The 23,309-nt window shown below is 55.8% G+C and carries 19 protein-coding genes; 14 read left to right on the forward strand and 5 right to left on the reverse strand.

Annotation, left to right across the window (positions count from 1 at the left end; all coding sequences use genetic code 11):
• Positions 1-37: 37 nt before the first annotated feature.
• From ACR0EL_RS10955 to ACR0EL_RS11000, 10 genes are all read left to right on the forward strand, one after another.
• The gene (locus ACR0EL_RS10955) at positions 38-460 is read left to right on the forward strand and encodes a GtrA family protein (RefSeq protein ID WP_480499898.1); all 423 of its coding nucleotides are present in this window, start codon (positions 38-40) and stop codon (positions 458-460) included.
• The gene (locus ACR0EL_RS10960) at positions 457-2,088 is read left to right on the forward strand and encodes a hypothetical protein (protein ID WP_480499900.1); all 1,632 of its coding nucleotides are present in this window, start codon (positions 457-459) and stop codon (positions 2,086-2,088) included. The genes ACR0EL_RS10955 and ACR0EL_RS10960 overlap by 4 nt, the downstream gene beginning before the upstream one ends.
• 102 nt (positions 2,089-2,190) lie before the next feature.
• Positions 2,191-2,997 (forward strand): glucose-1-phosphate cytidylyltransferase, encoded by an 807-nt coding sequence (gene rfbF, locus ACR0EL_RS10965; protein ID WP_170534903.1) that lies wholly within the window; start codon positions 2,191-2,193, stop codon positions 2,995-2,997.
• A 7-nt stretch (positions 2,998-3,004) separates the two neighbouring features.
• Positions 3,005-4,132 carry a CDP-glucose 4,6-dehydratase gene (gene rfbG / locus ACR0EL_RS10970; RefSeq protein WP_480499901.1) on the forward strand — a complete coding sequence of 376 codons (1,128 nt, stop codon included), beginning with the start codon at positions 3,005-3,007 and terminating at the stop codon, positions 4,130-4,132.
• Positions 4,133-4,159: 27 nt separating this feature from the next.
• Entirely contained in the window at positions 4,160-5,374 is a 1,215-nt protein-coding gene (locus ACR0EL_RS10975) for a DegT/DnrJ/EryC1/StrS family aminotransferase (protein WP_480499902.1), read from the forward strand.
• Positions 5,374-6,270, forward strand: a complete 897-nt coding sequence (locus ACR0EL_RS10980) for a class I SAM-dependent methyltransferase (protein WP_480499903.1) — start codon at positions 5,374-5,376, stop codon at positions 6,268-6,270. The genes ACR0EL_RS10975 and ACR0EL_RS10980 overlap by 1 nt, the downstream gene beginning before the upstream one ends.
• A gap of 2 nt (positions 6,271-6,272) precedes the next feature.
• Positions 6,273-7,229, forward strand: coding sequence for an NAD-dependent epimerase/dehydratase family protein (locus tag ACR0EL_RS10985; protein ID WP_480499904.1), 957 nt, complete (start codon positions 6,273-6,275; stop codon positions 7,227-7,229).
• Positions 7,226-8,227: a glycosyltransferase family 2 protein gene (locus ACR0EL_RS10990; protein ID WP_480499905.1), complete on the forward strand. Its 1,002-nt coding sequence runs from the start codon at positions 7,226-7,228 to the stop codon at positions 8,225-8,227. Before ACR0EL_RS10985 ends, ACR0EL_RS10990 begins: the two co-directional genes overlap by 4 nt.
• Before the next feature lie 6 nt (positions 8,228-8,233).
• The gene (locus tag ACR0EL_RS10995) at positions 8,234-9,292 is read left to right on the forward strand and encodes a glycosyltransferase family 4 protein (protein WP_480499907.1); all 1,059 of its coding nucleotides are present in this window, start codon (positions 8,234-8,236) and stop codon (positions 9,290-9,292) included.
• Positions 9,293-9,444: 152 nt separating this feature from the next.
• Positions 9,445-10,602 (forward strand): glycosyltransferase family 4 protein, encoded by a 1,158-nt coding sequence (locus tag ACR0EL_RS11000; protein ID WP_480499909.1) that lies wholly within the window; start codon positions 9,445-9,447, stop codon positions 10,600-10,602.
• Between the two features lie 251 nt (positions 10,603-10,853).
• Here ACR0EL_RS11000 and ACR0EL_RS11005 read toward each other — a convergent pair whose 3' ends face one another.
• A complete protein-coding gene (locus ACR0EL_RS11005) occupies positions 10,854-11,804 on the reverse strand; it encodes a sulfotransferase (RefSeq protein WP_480499910.1) in 951 nt (316 codons plus the stop codon).
• Between the two features lie 350 nt (positions 11,805-12,154).
• Here ACR0EL_RS11005 and ACR0EL_RS11010 point away from each other — a divergent pair, with 350 nt between their 5' ends.
• Both ACR0EL_RS11010 and ACR0EL_RS11015 read left to right on the forward strand, forming a co-directional pair.
• Entirely contained in the window at positions 12,155-13,462 is a 1,308-nt protein-coding gene (locus tag ACR0EL_RS11010; protein ID WP_480499912.1) for a lipopolysaccharide biosynthesis protein, read from the forward strand.
• A 76-nt stretch (positions 13,463-13,538) separates the two neighbouring features.
• Complete coding sequence (locus tag ACR0EL_RS11015; RefSeq protein WP_480499914.1) at positions 13,539-14,699, forward strand: glycosyltransferase family 4 protein; 1,161 nt, start codon at positions 13,539-13,541, stop codon at positions 14,697-14,699.
• 19 nt (positions 14,700-14,718) lie between these two features.
• Here the strand turns inward: ACR0EL_RS11015 and ACR0EL_RS11020 are convergent, their stop codons facing one another.
• The 3 genes from ACR0EL_RS11020 to ACR0EL_RS11030 form a co-directional block, all read right to left on the reverse strand.
• Positions 14,719-15,714, reverse strand: coding sequence for a glycosyltransferase family 2 protein (locus ACR0EL_RS11020; RefSeq protein WP_480499915.1), 996 nt, complete (start codon positions 15,712-15,714; stop codon positions 14,719-14,721).
• Positions 15,715-15,779: 65 nt separating this feature from the next.
• Positions 15,780-17,309 (reverse strand): hypothetical protein, encoded by a 1,530-nt coding sequence (locus tag ACR0EL_RS11025; RefSeq protein ID WP_480499916.1) that lies wholly within the window; start codon positions 17,307-17,309, stop codon positions 15,780-15,782.
• Positions 17,310-17,408: 99 nt separating this feature from the next.
• A complete protein-coding gene (locus ACR0EL_RS11030) occupies positions 17,409-18,980 on the reverse strand; it encodes a carbamoyltransferase C-terminal domain-containing protein (RefSeq protein WP_480499917.1) in 1,572 nt (523 codons plus the stop codon).
• Between the two features lie 535 nt (positions 18,981-19,515).
• On the opposite strand from ACR0EL_RS11030, the gene ACR0EL_RS11035 reads away from it, so the two are divergent.
• Positions 19,516-21,288, forward strand: coding sequence for a carbamoyltransferase family protein (locus tag ACR0EL_RS11035; RefSeq protein WP_480499919.1), 1,773 nt, complete (start codon positions 19,516-19,518; stop codon positions 21,286-21,288).
• A 4-nt stretch (positions 21,289-21,292) separates the two neighbouring features.
• Positions 21,293-22,147, forward strand: a complete 855-nt coding sequence (locus ACR0EL_RS11040; RefSeq protein ID WP_480499920.1) for a polysaccharide deacetylase family protein — start codon at positions 21,293-21,295, stop codon at positions 22,145-22,147.
• A 50-nt stretch (positions 22,148-22,197) separates the two neighbouring features.
• Here the strand turns inward: ACR0EL_RS11040 and ACR0EL_RS11045 are convergent, their stop codons facing one another.
• Positions 22,198-23,304 (reverse strand): peptidoglycan-binding protein LysM, encoded by a 1,107-nt coding sequence (locus ACR0EL_RS11045; protein ID WP_480499921.1) that lies wholly within the window; start codon positions 23,302-23,304, stop codon positions 22,198-22,200.
• Positions 23,305-23,309 lie beyond the last annotated feature (5 nt).

Genomic DNA, 23,309 nt, shown 5'->3' on the forward strand with positions numbered 1-23,309 from the left:
TACGAGTAACTAAGGGCTCTTACGAGCGTTTCATAAGATGTCAGAACTGAGTCAATCTGGCGTGATCACTCCCTCCCGGCACGGGTGGGATCGGATCCTGCGGTTTATCGGGGCCGGTGTGATCAACACGCTGTTTGGATATGCCGTATTTTCGATACTGGTCTGGTTCGGCGCTCACCCTCAGGTAGCGCTTGCCATCCAGTTCATAGTCGGGGTTCTTTGGAACTTTCAGGTCCATGGTCGTTTCGTGTTCTACGTACAGGGCTATGGGCGGCTGCCGCATTACGCCGTGTCCTATGTCATTGTCTATGCGTTTAACGCAGCACTGCTGTGGGCTTTGCTACAGCTCGGGTTTGATGCTTATCTGGCGCAGGCCATTGCACTGGGGCCGACTGTTGTTTTGTCATATGTTCTGATCTCACGTGCTTTGCGTCCTAACCCGCAGAAAGGTGAGCAATGACCCATTCCGTTGACCCTGGCCTGAGCGTTGATCCGGAGATCCATGCAACAATGCGCTCTGGTGGTAGCCTATTGATGCGGGTTGTAACGATTGGCGTTTTGGTTGTCCTGTTTGCGGCGCTCTACGGGCGTATCATGGGGTATGGCCTGCGTCGGGACGAACTGATGTTCGTGCCCCCAGCTGAACTTTTGGGCTATTGGAGCCTCTACAGCGATTTCTTCTATAACCATGTTCCCAATTCTGCTTGGTATTACAGGGGGTTCTACTTGCTGTTCGGGGGCGAGGGCCTTCTGGCCTCGGCTCGTTTCGGACAGTTCTTTGCCTGGTTGCTACTAGCCTCGGGCATCGGCTGGGCGACCTGGAGGATTTCCGGCTCACGCCTTCTGGCGGTATTCTTTGTTGTGGCGCTTGTGGTCAACGAAACGCTGCAAGCTCAGGCGGGGATGGCCGCAAGCAACAACTTACTGCCTTTGCCTTTCGCCGTATGGGGGCTTGGCCTGTTCATTGTTCAGACTCTAAAGGATCGTCCGGGATTCCTTTGGTTGGTATTGTCTGGTCTCTGCTTGTCAATTGCGGCGGGCATGAAGGTCAGTGCTGCGATGTTCATCCCACCGGTAGCGATCGCCGCGTTCCTGCTGCCCTGGCATCTGCGGCTAGCAGCTCGTCTGCGCGGGGTCGTTCTACCAGTGCTTATCGGCGGTTTGATTGGGGCCATTCCCTTGTTCTGGTATCTGGCATCTGGCCCTTCGGATTTTCTGGCGCATATACTGAAATTTCACACCGGCCCGCATGTGGCCTATTGGCAGGCGAATGCTTCGTCCGAGCCTGGGCTGGCCATGGGGATCGGTGGCAAGGTCCTGCTGGCCTATGCAACCTGGTTCGGGGGTGCGGCTTTGGTCGGATTGATGGCTGTGTTCTTCGTTGCCGCACTGGCTGGCGCCAGTGTTTTGCGTCTGGGGCATGGAACAGGTCAGATCATACTGGTTCTGGCGCTGCTGGGCATAACGGCACTGTTCAGCTTTGCGCCGACTCCCGGTTTTCCTCAGTATTATATCCAGCCGCTGATTGTTGTTCCCCTTTTGGGGGCTTTGATCTATCGCCTTGTTCCCACTGAAAAACGTACGGCTATTGCACCTCTCTGCGCGGCGGGTTTCGCATTGATGGTGCTGCTGGGAGCACCGAGACTTGCGCCCGGGCTGCTGAATCTTGCGAAGCCAGACAGCTTTACGACCGCCCGCATCGCAAAAGGCGCTCAAGCCTTGCAGGACGTGGTCGCAGACAGTGAGATCCCGGATGGTCCGGTCGCGACGCTGATGCCGCTTTATCCACTCGAAGTCCACCTGCCGGTCTACGCTGAACTGGCCACTGGCCCCTTCGCTTATCGCATCGAGCCCTACACAGACCCGGAACTGGCGCAGCACTATGTTATGGCCGGCGCAGATGATCTGATTGCTCTGTTTGATTCCAATCCGCCCTCCGCTTTCCTTTTGGGATATGATTCCACACTTGAGGCGCCATTGTTGCGATATGCGCAAACAAATGGCTACGCTGCGGTGCCAAAAGACGGGTTAAATAACCGCTATGGAAAAGGTGTGATATACTCCAAGCGCGCGGGAGTGGCAGATTGAACGCATGCACCACCCACCCCGCCCGAGCAACAATGGGCAATCCGCCTTAACCCCGACGTAACATTGAAATTTAGTTAAAGGTATTTTGAGGGAGTAGCAAAGATGAAAACAGTACTTCTGGCAGGAGGATTGGGATCGCGTTTGGCCGAAGAAACGGTCGCGATTCCGAAGCCAATGGTTGAGGTTGGAGGCCGCCCGATTATCGCGCGCGTCATGGATATCTACAGCCATTTCGGCCACCGTGATTTTGTTGTTGCCGCAGGGTACAAAGCCCTTCTGTTGAAACAGTTTTTTGCCAATTACCACCTGATCGCAAACAACATTTCGGTTGCTCTGGATACAGGTGAGCTGAAACTGGTGCCGTCGGCACCGGGTGGTTGGAATGTGTCGGTTGTTGACACCGGCGCGCACACCATGACCAGCGGGCGTATTCGTCGCCTGAAAGAATGGCTGGACCCGGGTGAGACATTCATGTGCACCTATTCGGACGGTCTGGGCAATATCGATATCAACGCGTTGATCGACTTCCACAAATCCCACGGTAAGCTGGCAACTGTCACAGCCGTGCAGCCGCCTGCGCGGTTCGGCAACATCGAACTTAAGGGTGACCGGGTGGATGCGTTCACCGAAAAAGTGCGCCGCCGCGAGACCTGGATCAATGGCGGGTACTTCGTGTTTGAACCGGGTGTTTTGGACTATATGGTCGACGATACCGAGCCGCTGGAACAGTCGCCTCTGTCGCAAATGGCCCGGGACGGAGAGCTTATGGCCTATCGTCATGATGGGTTCTGGCATCCGATGGACACGATCCGTGACCGCAATGCGCTGAACGCGCTAAGCGAAGAGGAAACGCCGCCCTGGATGCAGTTCGGTGATCAATCTTCGGCCGAATACCCGGTTGCAATCTGAGGGTAAAATGACTGCACATCAGCATCAGATGTTCGGCGGCCAGTTCAATGGCCGCCGTGTCCTTGTGACCGGCCATAGCGGGTTCAAGGGCGGCTGGATGTCGTTGTGGCTGCAACGGCTGGGCGCGCAGGTGACGGGATTGTCGCTGCCACCCGAGTCTGGCCCGTGCTTCTATGACAGCTGCGATCTGGCTCAGGCCACCGACAGCCGGTTTGCCGATATCCGCGAGCCTGATGCTCTGGCCGAAACGCTGGACGGGGTCGATGCCGAGGTTCTGTTCCACATGGCGGCCCAACCGCTGGTGCGCAAATCCTACCGGGAACCGGCAGAGACCTTTGCCACCAATGTGCAGGGCACGGCCAATGTGCTGGAACTTGCGCGCAAGATGCCGTCGCTGAAGGCGGTGATCGTGATCACCAGTGACAAATGCTATGACAATCGCGAGTGGGTCTGGGGCTATCGTGAAAACGATCCGCTGGGTGGAAAAGACCCCTATAGCGCATCCAAGGCCGCAACCGAGCTTGTGGCCCAGTCCTATGCGCATTCCTTCTTTTCCGATCCGAGCGGCCCGCAACTTGCAACCGTGCGCGCCGGAAACGTGTTTGGTGGCGGTGATTGGGGCGAGGATCGTCTGGTCCCCGATATCATTCGCGCCTGGGCCAAGGGCGAGCCGGTTGTCATCCGCAACCCCGCCAGCGTGCGCCCGTGGCAGCATGTTCTGGAGCCTGTTTCAGGCTATCTGCGCGTTGCCGAAAAGATGCTGACAGACGGTGCGCCCTATGCCGGGGCGTGGAATTTCGGCCCGGATGTCTCAAGCACCGTAGATGTGCGCCAGTTGGCTGACATGATCCAGCGTGCCTGGGGCGATGGAGCACCTATGTTCAGCTTCCCCGATCAGATCACCGATGCGCCGCACGAGGCCGGTATCCTGCGACTGGACAGCACCATGGCTCAAACGCGCCTGAACTGGCGTCCTCAGTTGACGCTGCAAGGGGCCATCAACCTGACCGCAGATTGGTATAAAGCCCATGCTGCGGGGAAGAACATGGCACAGGTCACCGCGACACAGATCGAATACTTCGAAACCCTGACAACATCTGAAACACATGACGCGACCCCAGTCGCCGCACAGTAAACTGCATATTTTTAAGGAGTGCCTTTTATGAGAGTGAACTACGGGCAAACCGTCCATGGCCAGGAAGAGATCGACGCCGTTGTCGAGGTTCTGAAAACATCGACCCAAATGGGCCCCAAGGTGCGCGAGATGCAGGCTAAGGTTGCCAAGCTTTTTGCCAAGAACCATGGCATCATGACAAACTCAGGCTCGTCCGCAAATTATCTGGCGGTTGAGATTCTGGACCTGCCGGAAGGTAGTGAAGTCATTACGCCTGCGCTGACATTTGCGACGACTGTGGCGCCGTTAGTGCGCAAGGGTCTGATCCCTGCATTCGTGGATGCCGCAGTGGGCACCTATAATATCGATGTGGACCAAATCGAACGGATGATCACACCGAACACGTCGGCCATGATGATCCCATCGCTGATCGGCAACCTACCGGACTGGCGCAAAATCCGCGAGTTGGCGGATGCGCATGGTCTGAAAGTGATCGAAGACAGCGCCGATACGTTGGACGCGCAGATGGATGGCACCAGCACAGGCGTGTATTCCGACGTCTCGACCACCAGCTTCTATGGCAGTCACGTGATCAACGGGGCCGGCAATGGCGGGATGCTATGTGTTGACGATGAAGAACTGGCGCGCAAGGCACTGCTGATGCGGTCCTGGGGGCGCAGCTCGTCCCTGTTTGTTGAATCCGAGGCGATTGAGAACCGGTTCAACGTGCAGCTGGACGGCATCGACTATGATGCCAAGTTCCTGTTCGAAGCTCTGGGCTTCAACCTTGAGCCGTCGGAAATCAGCGCCGCATTTGGCTTGGTGCAGTTGGGTAAATTGGACAACAATATCCGTCTGCGTGAAAAAGCGTTTGCTGCACATCTGGAATTCTTCAAGCAATATGAAGAATGGTTCATCCTGCCCCGTCAGCTGCCAGGGTCGCGTACAGGCTGGCTGTCCTTCCCAGTCACGATCCGCGATGGGGCGCCCTTTACGCGCCGCGAGATGCAGATCTTCTTGGAGACCGCCGATATCCAGACCCGTCCGGTCTTTACCGGAAACATTCTGCGGCAACCGGCCATGAAAGGTGTTGAATACCGTACCGATCCTGCGGGTTACCCGGTCTCGGATGAGGTGATGCGCGGGGGTGTTCTGTTGGCCTGTCACCATGGTTTGACACAAGCGCATATCGACTACATGCATGAAAAGCTGACAGAATTCCTGCAGCCTCATGTTGCCGGGCTCTCGCGGGAGGCGTCCTGATGCCACTGGCCCCGACCGAGGCGATCCGGGATCTGATCCGGGATGATTTCAAACAGGGTACCGGTCCATGCGCTGTCAACGGCGCGGTGCCGGTCTTTGTGAACTATGAAACCTCGGTCATCGAGCCCCCCAAGCCCACGGATATCGAAGTTGAATCGCAGATTCACCGGCGCAGCTATCGCGGGCCGGTGAAGCTGTTGAAACGGCTGGCGTCGCCCATCAAACAGGTGACATTGCGCAATGTGGATCGGTTCTTGTCCGAAATTAAGTCACTGAACCCAAACCCGCGCGTTTTGATCGTGGGGGGTGGCAGTGTCGGGCAGGGGATGGGGAAGCTCTACGAAGATCCCAGCGTTCAGATCTTTGCCTTCGACATCTACCAGTCGCCGAACATCCAGTTCGTTGCCGATGCCCATGACATCCCGATGCAGGATGACGTGTTTGATGGCGTGATCGTTCAGGCTGTTTTGGAACATGTGCTGGACCCCCGCCAGGTCGCGGCCGAGATTCATCGCGTGCTCAAACCCGGCGGCTTGATCTATGCGGAAACCCCGTTTCTGCAGCAGGTCCACGAAGGGGCCTATGACTTTACCCGCTTTACCGAAAGCGGCCACCGCTATCTGTTCCGCGCATTCGATCGGATCGACTCGGGTGCCAGCGCGGGGCCCGGTGTGCAGTTCATGTGGTCGGTCGATTACCTGTTCCGCGGCCTGTTCCGGTCACGCACGGCGGGCAAGATTGCCAAACTTTGTGTCTTTTGGGCGCAATATCTGGATCGCTTGATCCCTGAACCCTATCGTGTTGACGGGGCCAGTGGCGTGTTTTTCCTTGGGCGTAAGTCCGATGCGGTCCTGCAACCGAAAGAGGCGGTCTCGCATTACCGGGGCGCGCAGTAGTCATGATGCGAGTGCTCATCACCGGCGCAAATGGCTTTATCGGTTCGCATCTGGTGCGGGCCTGCGTTGCTCGTGGGGATGAGGTGACCGCATTGGTCCGCCCGGGATCAGGCATTGATCGGTTGGCTGATGTGGCTGCGAATATCCATTTGGCTCGGGTAGCGTTGACCGACACTGCCGCAGTCGCCCCTTTGTTTCACAATGCCCAGCCTGATCTGGTGTTCCACGCGGCCGCAAAAACTCGTATTCCGAATGGTCCGGACCTGAGTGATGCGCCCGCTAGCCTGAGGGAAAATGTCGACAGCATTCTGTCGGTTTTGAGTGCTGCGGCGGAATGTGAAACACCCCCGGGTGCATTTGTGCGTTTGGGCACGATTGCAGAATATGGGGACAACCCGGTTCCCTATCTCGAAACACAGTGTGAAAAGCCGCGCGATAGCTACGGTGCCTCGATGCTGACCGGCACAAAATATCTTGAGATGTTGCAGCCCCGCCTGCCATTCCCGGCAGTGACGGCGCGCTTGTCCTTGACTTATGGCCCAGGTCAAACCGGGCAGCAGCTGGTGCCTTACCTTGTCGAAAGCTTGCTAACCAACAAACCAGCCCAGATCGGCCGCCCCGACGATGCGCGCGATTTGCTCTATATCGATGACGCCGTGCGTGGGTTGTTGATGCTGGGGTCTGACCCGAAGGCCGCCGGCCCGGTCGTCAATATCAGTACCGGAGTCGCGACAAAGGTGCGGGATGTGGCCAAGATGGTGCACCGCCTCTCGAACGCGCCTAAAGATCTGCTGCAGTTTGGCTCTCCCGCCGGGGTGCCGATCGATCTGATCAACCATCCCGGTCTGATGCAATCCAGCTATGACTGGAGACCCGAAACCAATATGCAGGACGGGCTGAAGCAGACGGTCGAATGGGCTTTGCGCGCGCAGGCGACACTGACAGGATCGGTTTCATGACACTCGTTTCTATACTTATCCCGGCCTATAATGAAGAAGACAACGTGCGGACGGCCTATGACCGAGTCATTCAGGTGTTTGACGGGCTCGACGGGTATGAGCCCGAGATCATCTTCACCGACAATCATTCAGAAGACCGCACATTCGAGCTCCTGTCCGAGATCGCCAAAGAGGACCCGCGCGTTCGCGTCATCCGGTTTGCGCGGAACATGGGATATCAGGCGTCGGTCCTGACGGCCTATCGTTCGGCTAACGGGGCCTGTGCGGTGCAGCTGGACTGTGACATGCAGGATCCGCCCGAGTTGATCCCGCAGATGCTGGATCTTTGGCGTCAGGGCAATCACGTGGTTTACGGCATTCGCCGCAGCCTGCCGGATGGCCCATTGGTGGCCTGGGCCCGGCGCGCCTTTTATGCGTTGATCGACATGATCAGCGATGATGATCTGCCGCGCAATGCGGGTGAGTTTCGCCTGACCGACCGCCGCATTCTGGATGAGCTGCGCCGGGTCGATGACCGCTCACCCTATGTTCGGGGTCTGATCAGCGGCATGGGGTTCAATCAGGTCGGATTTGAATATGACCGCGTGGCGCGCACCGCCGGGGAATCCAAATTTCCGTTCCGGGCGATGCTGTCTTTGGCCGTTGATGGGTTGATCAACCACTCGTTGTTGCCCCTGCGGCTGGCGTCGATGATCAGCCTGACGGTCGGTCTTTCGATGTTCCTCCTGATGGTGGGCTATCTGATCGCCAAACTGATCTTTGGTGCCGAATGGCCAGCTGGTTTTGCGACCACCACGATCTTGCTGCTGTTATCGATGACGTTGAACGCCATGTTCCTGGGTATTTTGGGGGAATACATCGGTCGTATCTTCCTGCAATCCAAAGATCTGAATCGCCCTATTGTCGAACATGAACTCAACAGACCGGGACCCAGCGATCAGCCTCTGACACAGCCCCTGCGCGAGACCGAAGAACCGCGCAAGAAGATGTCAGGATAACACCGCGTGAAGATCCTTATCATTCAGGGTGGTTTTGGCGCTGGCGGAGCGGAGAAGATCGTATCGATTTTGGCCGCGCATCGTGCCGAGCGTGGGGATGAGGTTCACGTGGCTGGGTTGACCATGCCACCCGGTGGTTCGTATTTCCCGTTTCCCGACGAGGTTACGCTTCACGTCGCCCAAGCAGGTGGCGGGCAATTGGATCGGTTGCGCCACATCCGATCAGTCATCCAGCAGATTGCCCCAGATGTCATCGTCAGCTTCCTGACCAAGATCAACGTGTTGACCTTGATTGCGACGCTGGATCGAGCCACCCCGGTGATCATATCCGAACGAAACAATCCGCGCGCGCAGACCGCCAATCCGGTCTGGCGGCACGCCCAGAACCTGCTGGCGCGGCGGGCGCGGGCGGTTGTGATGCAGACACAGCGCGCCAGTGAGGATTTGCCGCGCGCGATACAGCGTAAGGCGCGGATTATCGCAAACCCATGCGCCTTGCCCACCGGCGCGCGCGAACATCTGGGCACAGGATTTTCCAACCTTGTGGCGGTAGGTCGGTTGGATCACCAAAAAGGGTTTGATCTGCTGCTTGATGCCATGCCGCAAATCCTGGCGGGCAATCCCGGTGCAAGACTTACCATCTATGGCGAAGGCCCCGCGCGCAAAGCGCTGGAGGCGCAGCGGGATAGGCTGCAGCTTGGGGATGTGGTGTCGATGCCAGGCTCCAGTGCAGCGCCGGGTGAATGGATGGACAATGCCGACATTCTGGTTTTCTCATCGCGTTACGAAGGTTTCCCCAATGTGCTGGCCGAAGCCACCGTCACGGGTTTGCCGCTAGTTTCATTCGATTGTCCCTATGGCCCGCGCGAGTTGATACGGCCCGAGGAGAACGGTTTGCTGGTTCCTCCCGAGGATGTGGATGGTTTGGCGCGGGCCGTTCTGCGCCTGTCCTCATCGCCTGAGCTGTTGCAGAAGATGCGCGATGCGGATTTGGAAAGCAGGGTCTGGTTGGCCCCCGACAACATCCTTGCAGAGTGGGACGAAACAATTGACGATGTGGCCTAAGGCCCATTCTGCGCACTGACACAGCGAAGGTTTCACCGGGTGAGTTATTTCAGCAGCAAATCAACCAGGACCAGCCTGATCTTCACATCTGCGGATCGGAGTGTGACGTGTTGCAAAGTTTGAATACTATGGCAGCGGAACAAGACGCCCCGATGCGCAAGATTGCGGTTGTGGCCAATCTAACCTCGTCGCTGATCAATTTTCGCTATGATCTGTTGCGCGAGTTGTCGATACGCGCCGAAGTGATCGCCTGCGGCCCGGAACGTCACGCGCCCAGTGAAGAAGCGTTGCGCGAGATCGGAGTGAAATTCGTACATTTCCCGTTGGCGCGCACCGGAATGAACCCGATCGCGGATCTGCAAACACTGCGCAGCTTGCGCCAGATCTTTGCCGATTTCGCGCCAGATACCGTTTTTGCCTATACGATGAAGCCTATCATCTATGGCTGTCTGGCCGCGCGCCTGGCTGGGGTTCCGCAGAAATACGCGATGTGCACAGGCTTGGGCTATGTGTTCAATGCGCAGAACACCAGCCTGAAACGTCGTGCCGTCCGTGCCTTGTCTGCCAATATGTACCGACTGTCCTTGCGAGGTGTGGATGAGCTGCTGGTCTATAACACCGTTGACGAGCAGGAGTTCAAAGATCGTCGCATGGTCGGGCACGGCACGCGGCTGAGCGTTGTGCCGGGGTCGGGTGTCAATCTTGATAAATACGCGCCATCTGATCCACCAGACGGCCCGCCGGTCTTTCTGATGATCTCGCGCCTGCTGAAGGAAAAGGGCGTTTTTGACTACGTAGAAGCTGCCAGGCTTTTGAAACACGACTACCCGCAGGCACGGTTCCAGTTGCTGGGCCCTATGGATGCCAATCCGGATTCTGTCGGTCAGAATGAAATCGATCAGTGGGAACGAGAAGGCGTGGTCGAGTATCTGGGCGAAACAGATGACGTCAGACCTTACCTGCGAAAGTGTTCGGTCTTTGTGCTGCCATCTGCCTATCGCGAAGGAATACCACGCACGATCCTCGAGGCGATGTCGACAGGGCGTGCGGTCGTAACAACAAACGCGCCTGGATGCGCCGACCCGGTGATCGAAGCTGAGACCGGTTTTGTGGTTCCGATGCGTGATCCGCAATCGCTGAGCCAAGCCATGGCACGTTTCTTGAAAAGCCCCGAGTTGATTCCGCAGATGGGGCAGGCCTCGCGCAGCCGGGCTGAGGCTGTCTTTGATGTCCGGCGTATCAACACCATTCTGCTGCGCAAAATGGGTCTGCTGCGACCGGATCAACAGCTTTACTCATCTTCCGAGTGAACATCTGACCTGCGCGTAAAGCAATGCGGAATGTAGTAAATAGTTAATTATTTACAGCATGATAATCGGTATTTTTTGGGAAAATCATCAAACCTACGGGATTCCCCTAATATCCGCAGCCTACAAGCTTTGGTAAGTTAGGTTCAACCTGAGATAAATACCGGTGGCGCCTTCGGGCACTATCACTCACTCGAAAAAATGACCAGCATTTGGGGTGCTGGTCATTTGCTTTTTCAGGGACGCGGATAGGGTTAGGTCGACTGGCGATCAGGCATCTGATACCCGTATTGGCCAAGGTCAAGCCCTGTCAGTTCTTGCAAAGCAGCGTTGGACTCGGCGAAGGCCCCATCAAACTGTTCAGCAGCATATTTGGCCGTGCGCCGTTCGATCATAGTATCCAGAGCGGTTGGGAAAATCCGGCTAAGCGGGCCGCTGAGCTTACCGAATCTACGGGATGCATTCGGCAAAGGAACGAATGCTCCGGCGCTGAGCTGGTTTCTGCTGAGCGTCCGATTGACCACCCGCTGAAGCACCTGAAAGCTTTGCGACCGTTTGGTGTTGGTTCGGTCGAACTGCTGTTTCGGGGCTTCAACACCCAACCCACCACAAAGCTGCGCTACAAACGCGTCCGAATCCCGGACGAATTGTTCATATGTCAGCCCGTGTACGCGATCTTCTCCGAACAGCGCTTGATAGTATTTGAACAGGCGATGGTAGTGATAGAATTCCGGGCTGAACATGGGTACGCGGCGCATCATTGGTTCGACCTGAGCGATGTATCGCTTGAACGATTTATGCCCGCCATCGGTGATGTATTGGCTGTACATCGACAGGATGCTGGACAGTTGTTCGCGAAAGACGATCAGCACATGCGCATCCGGGAATGTCTTCTTCAGGCGGTCGGCGATCATCGGGCTGTCGAATCCGCCGGTCGCCGGATAGCCAGAAAATCGTTCGTGCGAGAACACGGCGACTTTTCCTGATCCGTGGGCAGTATCCAGAAATCCAGCGTATTGTTCACGAACGGCGTCCGGATCAAATGTTAAGGGTTGCGGCAATACGAATCTGTTCGACAAGACATATTTTGGCTCACCCGGCGGGGTGGCAAACGGCCCATCAGCTGCCGAGAACAGCTGCTTTTGCAACGCAGATGTCGCGGTCTTGTGGTACCCAATGTGTATGAGAACTTTTGCTTGTTCCATATGGTGTTAATCAATACCCAAACTCAAATCGCAACCAAACGCGTTCGCACCAAAAAGGCAAGTCTTCACGACTTTTCCCCTCTGCATTCACCGGCCCCTATTGTAAGCTCTCTTTGTGGAAAACAGGATTCCAAAAACAGGACTGGATTTCGTTATCAAACTTCGCTTTGGTAAAAGGATACAAGTCCAAAAAACAAAATGATAGAACAAGTAACAGTTTGGAATCGCCAAAATTTGAAATTTAATGAGTGACGAAAGGTATTTGACCTGAGACGAGTGCCAAGGTTGTTTTGCACCATGTTAAGTTCAGGTGCCCGGGGCGACACCCGGAAGGAACATCCATCAAGACCATGATCCGTTTTGACGCCAAATCCCTGATCGGGCGGCTTGCAAAGAACATGTCCTGGCTGTTCTTGTCCCAGATACTCATCGCGGTGTTTGGGCTGCTGACTCTGATCATCACCGCGCGCGCGGTGGGCCCTGCTGCGGTGGGGATACTGGCTTTGGTTGATGCTTATGTGCAGGTGCTGGACCGGCTGTGTCGGCTGGAACCGTGGCAGGCCGTGATTAAGTACGGCAGCGACGCGCTGACCGAGGAGGATACAAACCGCTTTGCACATCTGATCAAACTGTCGGTTGTCATAGATATTCTTGGAGGTCTTCTGGCAGGTGCAGTCGCCATCTTGCTTGCGCCGTTTCTAGCCCCGCTGATCGGCCTGCCCGAAGACCGCGGTTCAACCTATATCGTTCTTGTAGCCTTGGGATTGTTCCTGTCGCTGCGGCCCACCGGTATTGCAGTGTTGCGCGTTCATGACCGGTTTGATCTGCTGGCTGTGTCAGACATGGTGGTCGCCGGTTTGCGGCTTGTGGGCACGATCATTGTGTTCCTGCTGGATCTGGGACTTTGGGCGTTTCTGGCTCTGATGCTGATGCATCAGGTTTTGACTGGCCTTGTTGCCTTCTGCCTTGCGCTGCGCGAACTGAAACGGCGTGGCGTACACAGCTTTATGCGGTTGAGCCTCAGAACTGCGCTAAAGCAGAACCCCCGGTTCCTGCGGTTTTTGTGGAATTCGAACTTCAACGTCGTGCTGCGGCAATCAACCCAACGGCTTGACGTGCTTGTCGTGGGGGCGCTTCTGGATGTTACCTCGGTTGGTTTCTATCAAGTCGGCAAACGTATCATGACGAATATCGTGCGTATCGGCGGCCCGATCCGACAGGTCCTGTACCCTGAGATGACGCGGCTTTGGTCTGCGCAAGAGTTCATCAAGTTCTGGAAACTTGTGCGCTATGTCTCACTGGTGATGTTGAGCGTGTCGCTGGTGATTTCGATCCCGCTGGCGTGGAAAATGTCTGATCTCGCGGTCTTGCTGTTTGGGGCCGAATTTGCGGGCGCTGCTCCGGTTATGACAATTCTGATGTTTGCGGCGGTGATCTATCTGGGCGGGTTGTCGTTAAATCCAACCATGCTGAGCATGGGGCTGGATCGGGCATTGGTGCGTACAACAATGGTGGCGACCGGCATATTCGCGTTGTCGTTCATACCGTTGCTTTATATCTTGGGGATCGAGGGTGTCGCCCTGTCCCATGTGGTTTTCAACATCGTCTGGACGACGGGATGCATCTTTGCCATCCGGTCACATCTGGCGCGGCAGTAGGGGATCGCCAACACATTAAGAAACCACGTTTGAAGACCCCGCATTTACCAGTGATTTAAGATTAACGAGAAGACAAATGACCAAACGAATCTTGTTTCCTTTTGAAGGGGACACCGTCATCGGTGGCAGCCATGTCTCGGCCATGAAGCTGGCCGCAGGCTTGGACCGATCAAAATACGAACCTTATATCATTGTGCACTATCAGGATGGTCTGGCGGGGGAGTACGCCAAATCACTGAGGCTGGACTATGAGGTGCTTGAAAAGCCTGCTCTCATGTCACCAGGGCAGATCAAATATGAAGGGGATTGCGGGCCCGCAAAGTATTTGTTGTCCAGCGTCCCGGGGTTCATCTCGGTTCTGAACCGCATCAAACCGGATATCGTCCATACGAACGAAGGCCGCATGCATTCAAACTGGGCGCTGCCGACGAAACTGTCAGGTCGCAAGCATATCTGGCATCACCGGCAGGACCCGACCGCCTTTGGGATCAATAAGCTGGCACCGGTCCTGTCGGACCATATCATCAGCGTTTCTCATTTTTCGAAACCCAGCAAACCGGTGCGGTCGGTGGATAAGAAGTTCACCGTAATCCGCAGTCCGTTCGACTTTAACCCCAACCCGCCCGATCCCGGGCAAGCACGGCAGGACGTGTTGGACGAACTGAACCTACCGCCAGAGGCGCTGATGCTGGGGTATTTCGGAAATTACGTTCCGCGAAAGCGCCCTGATCATTTTGTCAAAGCGGTCGCTGCAATTCAAAAGGCCATGCCCGATGTGCCGGTGCACGGCCTGCTGTTTGGCAGCGTCGGCGAGCGCGGCGGTGAATTGGAAAAAACCTGTAAAGATCTGGCATCCGAGGCTTGGATGGATGACCAGATTCACTTCATGGGCTTCCGTCAGCCGATCGACGGTTACATGGCCGCGATGGACGCTAATCTGGTCACCGCATTGGATGAACCCTTTGGACGCACATTGATTGAAACCATGTATCTAGGCACCCCTGTGGTGGCCACACGGCACGGCGGCAATGTTGAGGCGATTGTGGAGGGCGAGAACGGATTTCTTGTTGATCCATTCGACGCCGAGGCGTTTGTTGAACCTGTCAAACGGATGCATAATGACAGAGCGTTGAAGGAGCGGATTATCGACGCCGGTCAGCGCTATGCCAGAGAGAATTTCGGGATGGCCATTCACATTGACGGTGTGTGCAAAATTTACGACCAGCTTCTGGGCTGAACCTGCACTGCACCCAAAGTCAGTCTTTGGGTGCGTTTGTCTGAGTGACACCCGGGAACTGCAGATAGGACAGGCGCCGAATCTCGCGCCGTCCGCGCGCCAAGGAATCCAGGATCAAGGCGCAGACAACCGACAACATTGCAGCCACAAACCCTGCAACCGCCACAATCAGAGATGGGAACCTGCTGACGATCCCCGTTTGCAGGAACTCGTTCAAGACCGACAGGAATACAGACAACGACGGAAGAAAGAAGATCAGAGCCAGCGACATGAAGAAGACCATAGGTTTTTCTTCTTTGATCAACAGGCTGATCATCTTGAGAATGCGCCAGCCATCCTTGAAGGTCGAAAGCTTCGAGGTTGATTCCGGCAGGCGCGAGAAATAGCTCGTTTGAACTTCGCCGATGGGCATGCGCATCTGCATGGCATGGACCGTCAGTTCCGTTTCGATCTCAAATCCGTTCGATAGGGCCGGGAAGCTTTTGACAAAGCGACGGCTGAACACGCGATAGCCTGACAGCAAATCGTCGATCTTGTCGCTGAAGAAGAACTTGACCAAGCCAGTAAACAGCGCGTTGCCGAACTTGTGTCCCCGCCGATAGGCCTCGGTCTCTTTGTTCACACGTGCGCCGTTCACCATATCCAGGTTCTGCGACACCAGAAGTTGGACAAGCTGGGGCGCGGCGGCGCTGTCATAGGTCGCATCCCCATCGGCCATCACATAAACATCAGCCTCGACATCCGCGAACATCCGGCGGACGACATTGCCTTTGCCCTGTAGATTTTCGGTGCGAACCACGGCACCTGCCTCGCGCGCGACCTGAGTGGTGTTGTCGGTCGAGTTATTGTCAAAGACATAGATTGTCGCGCCTGGCAGAGCTGCCCGAAACTGCGCGATGGTTTCGCCAATGGCGACCGCCTCGTTATAGCAGGGCAGGATCACCGCAATCTCAAGCCCTTGCGGCCAGAGCGCTTCGTCGGTGCCAACTTCATGTTCGGCTTTCGTCATAAGCATGACGCGCCCCTCAGCTGAGTTAAGTTGAGGAAGTGTAACCGCAGGGCAGGCCCCTCGGCACGTCGTTAATTGCCCAAAGTATTCAAAAGAGTTCCATCTGTTGTACGGATGACCTCGGTCAGGTTCAGTTCTTGCGTCAACTCGTCCTGAGTGGGCAAGTAGAACCGCCATGTCACATCATCGAAATAGGCAACAACAGCTGTTCCATTTGCCAAACCTTCCCGCATTTCACCCAGCGTTTTGGCGTAGGGGCGTTCGGGGATTTCGAACCCGGTGCGTCGGTTGAATTTCATTGGTAACCAGGTGGTTTTGTACCCTGTGACCAGATGAACCACGTCCGGGGCATTGGAATACACAAATGTCTCGGGGTCCAGTTTGCCAATCTCAGCCGCCAACGGCGATTGATACCATTTCGGACCTGCGAAAAAGATGCCCTCTTCCCGGAACTCGGTAATCAGATTTCCGGTTCTGGCTATATTTGAGATCAGAACCAACGCGCCGAGCCCCATCAGGGCCAGCCCAGTCCAGCGCTGCAAGCCGTCGTCCGCCGCAAAACGCGCGCAGTAGTGCGCGCCCATGATGATCAGCAGCACGTAGACCGGCGCAAAATACGAGGGTTTCAAAGGTAGATTTGGTTCGATCAGGATCGACAACAGCAGCAGCGCGAAATGGCCAAAGATATAGACAGTTGCCAGCAGCGGGAATGCCGCACAACGGTTATTCGTCGTATCCGGCGCGCGTGTGACAACGCGAGTCATGGTTTCGTGCCAGACGATCCAGATCAGCAGAGCGATCAGAACCAGGCTGACGGCGATCTTCAGAACATCGGGCACCACATTTGGAAAGAACGACACCCAAATCGAGTTTGCGCCTTGTATCAGAATGGCCCATGTTGCGTTGCCCAGAAACGCAAACTCTCGCCCAAGGCCCGATCCGCCGGCTGCTGATTCGATGTATGACCACATCATCAGCGGCGCGATTACCGCGGCTAGAAAAGCTCCGGCATGCAGCAAGCGGGGTTTTATACCCTGTGGGCCCAGAAACAGGGGTGTCAAAACTCCAACGACCCAGATAGGCGCGCCGTTGAAACGGGTCAGGAACACCAGAACCGATACAAGCCCGGCCAGGATCAGAAAACGCACAGCACCCGAGCCGGCATAGACGCTCAGCAGCGCCAGAGTCAGCAGCATCAGAAAGATGAACATCCCTTCGGACAGAACGGTCACATGCAGTTCAAACACCAAAGGAGATGTTACGATCAAAAGCGCTGCAAAACCGGCGATCAACCGGGATGCTCCCAGCCCGCGCGCCAGCGCAAATGTCATCAATGCATTTAGGCAAAGGAAAGACAGGTTAACCACGGTGGCCGCCGTCAGTGGGCCCATCCCAAGACTTTCGACGATGTCGATTGCCCAGATGTATCCTGGCGAATGCCCCTGAAAATAGAATGGAAACCCAAGGTATGAGGCCGAATCCGGTCGGACCCCGATACCCCACGGAGTTGCGGCAAAGAACAAAACCACCGCAAGCAGCACTATCACTGCGCACCACATGAGATCGGGTTTTTCTACGTGAATAGTATCGGCCGTTCTCATTGCCGGCCTCCCTTGATACGTGCTGAACACAAACTCATTACTCTTCATCACAATACTCGGAATTGAACTGTTTGTCCGGGTGCCCGAACATAGATACCTTCAACCGTCGATAATCTCGTAAAACGTGTTTCCTGCTACAAAACCATCCAGTCCGACCTGCCGCGCATAATGCGCCAGATCGCTTGAGGTGTTGATAAACCCTGAATTTCGAAAGTTCAGTGAAGTATTGCACAGAACTCCGGTGCCCGAGATCGATTTGAACTCGGCCAGCAGGTCATAGAAAAACGCGTTCTGGTCGCGCCGCACGGTTTGTACGCGGGCCGAACCATCCACATGGGTCACCGCTGCCAATTTCGGGTCAGTCACCTGATGAAAGCTGAGCATATAGGGCGAGGGGCCTTTCATCGCGAAATGCAGCGCCGCGTCTTCTTCCAGGCAGGACGGAGCAACGGGGCTGTTTTCTGCTCGTCCCTTGATCCGGTTCAGCCGGGCGCGCGTCTCTGTCTTGAAGGGAGCTGCGAGTATCGACCGATTGCCCAGCGCGCGCGGGCCGATTTCACAATTGCCTCGCGTCCATCCAATGATTTTTCCGTCGTAAAGCGCTTGCGCGACTGTCTTGAGGTTCAGTTCTGAGGCCTTCAGCCCCTCCAACTCAACCTTGTCGTCCGAGAAAGACTGACCAGAATAGACAGACCATTCCAGTTTGGCTTGCCCCGTATAGTGTCGCATTGCATCGACAGCCGTACCAATTGCACAGCCCGAATCCCCTGTGGTGGGCGGCACAAACACTTCTCGAAACAGGCCGCTGTTCTCCCATTGAGCGTTCCAGTTCCCATTCAGGCCGCAGCCGCCGGCGATCAACAGTGGCAAACCCTCTTTCAGGTTCTCTTCTGCGAACTGACGAAAGCGCGAGAATATGGCGTCTGACAGTTTGGTCGCCAGATTCTTGAGCCGCTGGCTGTCGGTGCCGATATTGAAGAAGGGCGAGTTTACGAATGAGCTTTTGCGCAACGGGTTCGACGCAAGATCAACCGACAGTATCTGATCGATAAACGCCTGTTCATCTTCATCTACCGGACCAGCCTCGCCAAAGGCACAGGCGGCCATCAGGCGGCCTGGGTCCGACGGGCGCATCTCACCGCCCGAAATGGGAAACTCGGGATCGGCCAGAGCATAAAGAAACGCGAACCGGCTGCCTGGCGCGGTCATCACCTGACCCCGGTGATGAATGTTCAGATTGCGGTCGATTTCATAGAAATCACCCAAGGCGCCTTCCCACAACAGCACGTAGCAAGGCTCACCCTGTGCAAAGGGTGACAGCGCATAGCTGCACCAGATATGTGCCCGTTCATGGGTGGAGGAATAGTAGTCGACCGTCTTGCCAAAGAAGGTGCGTTTACCCACGCTTTCCGAGCCCTGGCCGATACCGAAATATCCCGCGCCCGAGGTGGTGACATGATCCATTCCGCTGCTGGACCAGCCGCTGAGAGCCAGAACCTCTGGCAGATCTTTGAACCAAAGCCCGGCATCAATGAAAGTATCAGGAGTGACCGGTGTGTAGCGAGGAAAGCTGTTCTTTTCGGCCTCATACGAGAACAAGAGGCTTTTGCTTGTACAATCGATTCCCGCCACGGTGCCGTCATGGCCAGATTTGAACGACAGAATCTTCATTCCTTGCACCTCGTAAATCGGGTCGGTATCTCATTCATCAGGATGCGCCGCCTTTACAGGCAGTTTTCGGGCGATGCCCGTCATAACAGTTTGTTCTTGCTACGCTCTTGCCATGATCCCGCGCAATCGAACGGGCTGGAACATTGGCGAGATGGGAACATACGCAAACCTGAAAATCAAAACCAAACCAAATGCCAAACTCAACGGCTGCAACCTATCAGACCGAACAGGGGTCTTGTAAACACTCTTTTCCGAGGGTGCGGTGTTTGATCCCGGGAGGGTGGAAATTGTAAACGGATTCGTCAAAATCAGAGGATTGTTCGCAGTTCAAAGCCAGTCCAAGCAAAGAGATATTTGCAGCTTATTGCGCAATACTCTAGACAAATGCTTTGATTTTCAGACCGTTCAGCCAGTTTCCGCGGACTTGCGTATTTTCTGCCGGGCTTGTGTGATCTACATCCTTGCACAGCGAACGCGAAGGCCGTTACGGTATGCGCGTTAACGGCAGTTTATTTGGCCAAGGGTGTTTTAGGTTATGTCAGTAATTTTGGGTTTGGCAACGATGAACAACAGCGCAGCGGCGTTGTTTGTAGATGGAAAACTGGTTGCCGCGGTTGAAGAAGAGCGTCTGACTCGGGTCAAGAACGACGGTGCTTTTCCCCATCATGCAATCTCGGAAGTGCTTCGGATCGGCGGTTTGAAATTCGCAGATATCGACGAGGTCGCCGTGTATTGGCAGCCCTGGCGCATGGCCGGGCGTGGTATGGGCACGGTCCGCAAGATTCTACAAAGCCCATCGGCGGCAAAAGGCGTGACAACGCGAATCGGCGCGTTGTTCTCGTCAGGCAGTGGCGGAGAAACGCCGCAGGACAGCGGCTGGATGGACCTATTCAAAATCCGCAAGATTCTGACTTCGGAACATGGGCCTTGCGATTTCAAATTGCATTACATCAATCACCACCTGACCCATCAGCTTTATGCCGAAGCGATGCGCGATTGGGACAGTTTTGTATCGTTGTCTTACGACGGCGGTGGCGAAGAAAGCTCGACCATCGTCACCACGATGCGCAATGGCAAGCGTGAGCAGATTGCCGATCACCGCTGGCCAAATTCTCTGGGTCACTTCTATTCCGCTTTCACCGGCTTTCTGGGCTTTAAGATGCTGGAAGGCGAATACAAGATGATGGGGCTGGCGCCCTATGGCAAACCCATTTACCGCGATGCGATCTTGAAAGAGATCCTGCTGTTAGAAGACAATGGCGGCTACCGGGTGAACACCACGTTGTGCGACTATCACTCGGCCCTGCGCGGTGTCTTTCATCCCCGTTTGGAAGAGCTGTTCGGTAAGGCGCGTGAGCCCGGAACCGTGCCAAATGAGCGCCATATCGACCTGGCCGCGTCGGTTCAGGCCGCATTCGAGGATGCGCTGCACCACGTGCTAGAGCCGGTCCGCAAAGCCAATCCTGACCTGCGTAAACTGGTTATCTCGGGCGGCTGCGCGTTGAACGTGACGGCAAATGGCACATTAATTTCGAATGGGACGTTTGATGAGATCATCATCCCGCCTGCACCGCATGATGCCGGTTGCGCCGTTGGTGCTGCGCTGGCCTGTATTCCGCATGATCAGGTCGACATGGCCTCGGTCCGAAACCCCTATCTGGGTGCAGAATGGGATGAGGCGTCGATCACTATGGCGTTGAACGACTATTGCGCGCAGCCTCAAACCGCGCTGCCGCAAGATGCGCTGATCGAAAAGGTCTCGGACCTGCTGGCCGATGGCAAGATTATCGCCTGGTTCCAGGGGCGGGCCGAGTTTGGCCCGAGGGCACTGGGCACCAGGTCGTTCCTGGCCGATCCCCGGCAGGACAGCATCCGCGATGACATCAACGCCAAGATCAAGAAGCGGGAGCACTTCCGTCCCTTCGCACCCAGCGTTGCAGAAGAGGCTGCGGCGGACTTTTTTGAGATCGACCAAACCAGCCCTTACATGAACATCGTTGCCCGCGTGCGTGACGATCGGGCAAAAGACATCCCGGCCATCACCCATACCGATCAGACAGCGCGCGTGCATTCGGTTTCGCCAACGGCCAACCCGATCTACCACGCCTTGCTGACGAAGTTCGGTGAAAAGACCGGTGTGCCGGTCCTGTTGAACACCTCGTTCAACATTCAGGAACCGATCGTCTATTCGCCGCTCAATGCCTGCGCGACCTTCGCGGCGTCGGGTGTGGATGCGCTGGTCATCGGTGATTTCGTCGTGCTGCGCGAGGCGTTGAAAGAGGAAAGCCCGAGCAAAGCAGTGGCGTGACCGCGTGTATCTGAGCATTGATTTCGAGGATTTCGCCCACGACCTGAAGCGCGATTTAGGTATCTGGGAAACCGGTCCATTGCGCGCAGAGGCTCTGTGGCAGAGCTATGAACTGATTGATGGCTTTTTACAGGAAAACGGTGGCCCGGACGGACGCAAGGCCACCTTTTTCTGCACAGGCGTGGTTGCGGAACGTGCCTCGGACCTGATTGCACATATTGCAGGGCAGGGGCATGAAATCGCCTGCCACTATCACTATCATGACAGTATGAACCAGCAGTCGGCGCAAACCGTCGACGCCATGCTGGCGCGTGCGAAAGATCAATTGCAAACGGCGGCGAATACTCCTGTCAAAGGTTTTCGCGCACCGAAGTTTCATGTGAACCGCGAGACGCCCGAGCAATATCAGTTGATTGAGCGGTATTTCGAATATGACAGTTCGTCTTTCTTTGGGTCGCCGGATCAATGTCGGGAATTTGTACGGATGATGGGGTTGTCAACGCTGCAGGTGTTGCCGCTGTTTTCCGCGCAATACAGGGGCAGGGGGCCTCAGATACGTCTGGGCGGAACCTATCTGAAACTCGCACCAGATAATGTGGCCAAGGATCTGATTGCACAGGCTAAAACCAACGGGTTGGCCCCACATATCTATCTTCATCCGTATGAGATATCAGGCCATCAGGCGTTTCGCGTATCCCGGCAAGAACTGGCCGCCTTGGGGGCAAAAACTGCTGCCTATTGGGGACTTCGGCAAAATCAGTGGCTGCGGTTGGGTGGCAAGCGGTTGTTGCGTAAGATCGCTCGGCTGTTGCCCCCCGAAAGACTATCTGGTCGCCTGGATCAACTGATCCCCCAATAAAAAAGGGCCGATCACAGGATCGGCCCCATAGTGACAGTTGAACCGAGGGATCAGTTCGAACCGGCATTCAGTTTTTCGTTCTGCTCACGCAGTGTGTCCGAGATGATTGCGTACCATTCACCAGACTGGCGCATCTCATTCAGGCCCTTGTTCATCATCGCGATGTATTCACGAGCAAAGGGGTTCGAGCGGTGTGCCAAGAAGCTCATGGATGACAGCGTGGATACATACGGGTTTTCGACAATGTCCTGCGATGTCAGGCCCATGTCTTTCATTGTCGCCGCGAACAGTTCCACCTCGAATGCTGCCACATCGGCTGAACCAGTCAAAACTGCATCCAGACACTCACGCGCAGAATTGGGGTGGATCAGTTCCAGGTTCTTGCTGTTCAGACCAACTTCTTCCAGAACAACCATGCTCCAGCCGGTCATACGGCAGAGGGTCGAACCTTCAAGATCTGCAAAGGTTGTTGCATTGGCGTAGTCGCTTTCTGGAAGCGTGAAAAAGCCGCCGACAACATCATATACCGGAACAGTTCCGACGAACTGCGTGCAGCGCGCCTCTGTTGCCTCGGACCATTCATATGTCCGGTTGGTACAATCTGGCAGTGTCCAGGCAATCGAAATATCGAATGCGCCTAGCGGCAAAAGAGTGTCCAAGTGCGATGTCCAGTCATCCACGAAGCTGACCGAATATTCGCGGCTGTTTCCTGCACGCTGCAGGCTCGTGGTTGCCAGACGGGTCATGATGCCGCCGCCACTCAGGCCCTCAGTCGTAAACGGTTCCCAGCCGTTACCCGCGACCATCTTGATCGGCGGGGCATAGACATTCGAGCGTTTTACGCTGGCAGCACGTTGTTCTTCCGCCGCGATAATTTCCTGAGCAGACTGACCGTTCGGCAGGCTACCGTCCTCGCAAGGCAGCGCCAGAACCAGGCCCGGCTCAAGATCGTTTGGGTTGCTGATGATGTTGCGGTTCGCGTTGAAGATCGGCTGGTAGTTTGACGAGCCATATGCCGCGATCGCGATGGTCGCCATCGTGTCGCCATCCGAAACGGTATAGTTCGTACAGGCTTGCTGCGCGGCGGCCGCACCCGCGCTCAGTGCAGTGACGGCAGTGGCCGACATCACCACTTTCTTAATATTGAGTTCAAACATGTCCA

Source organism: Ruegeria sp. AH12 (assembly GCF_056541465.1).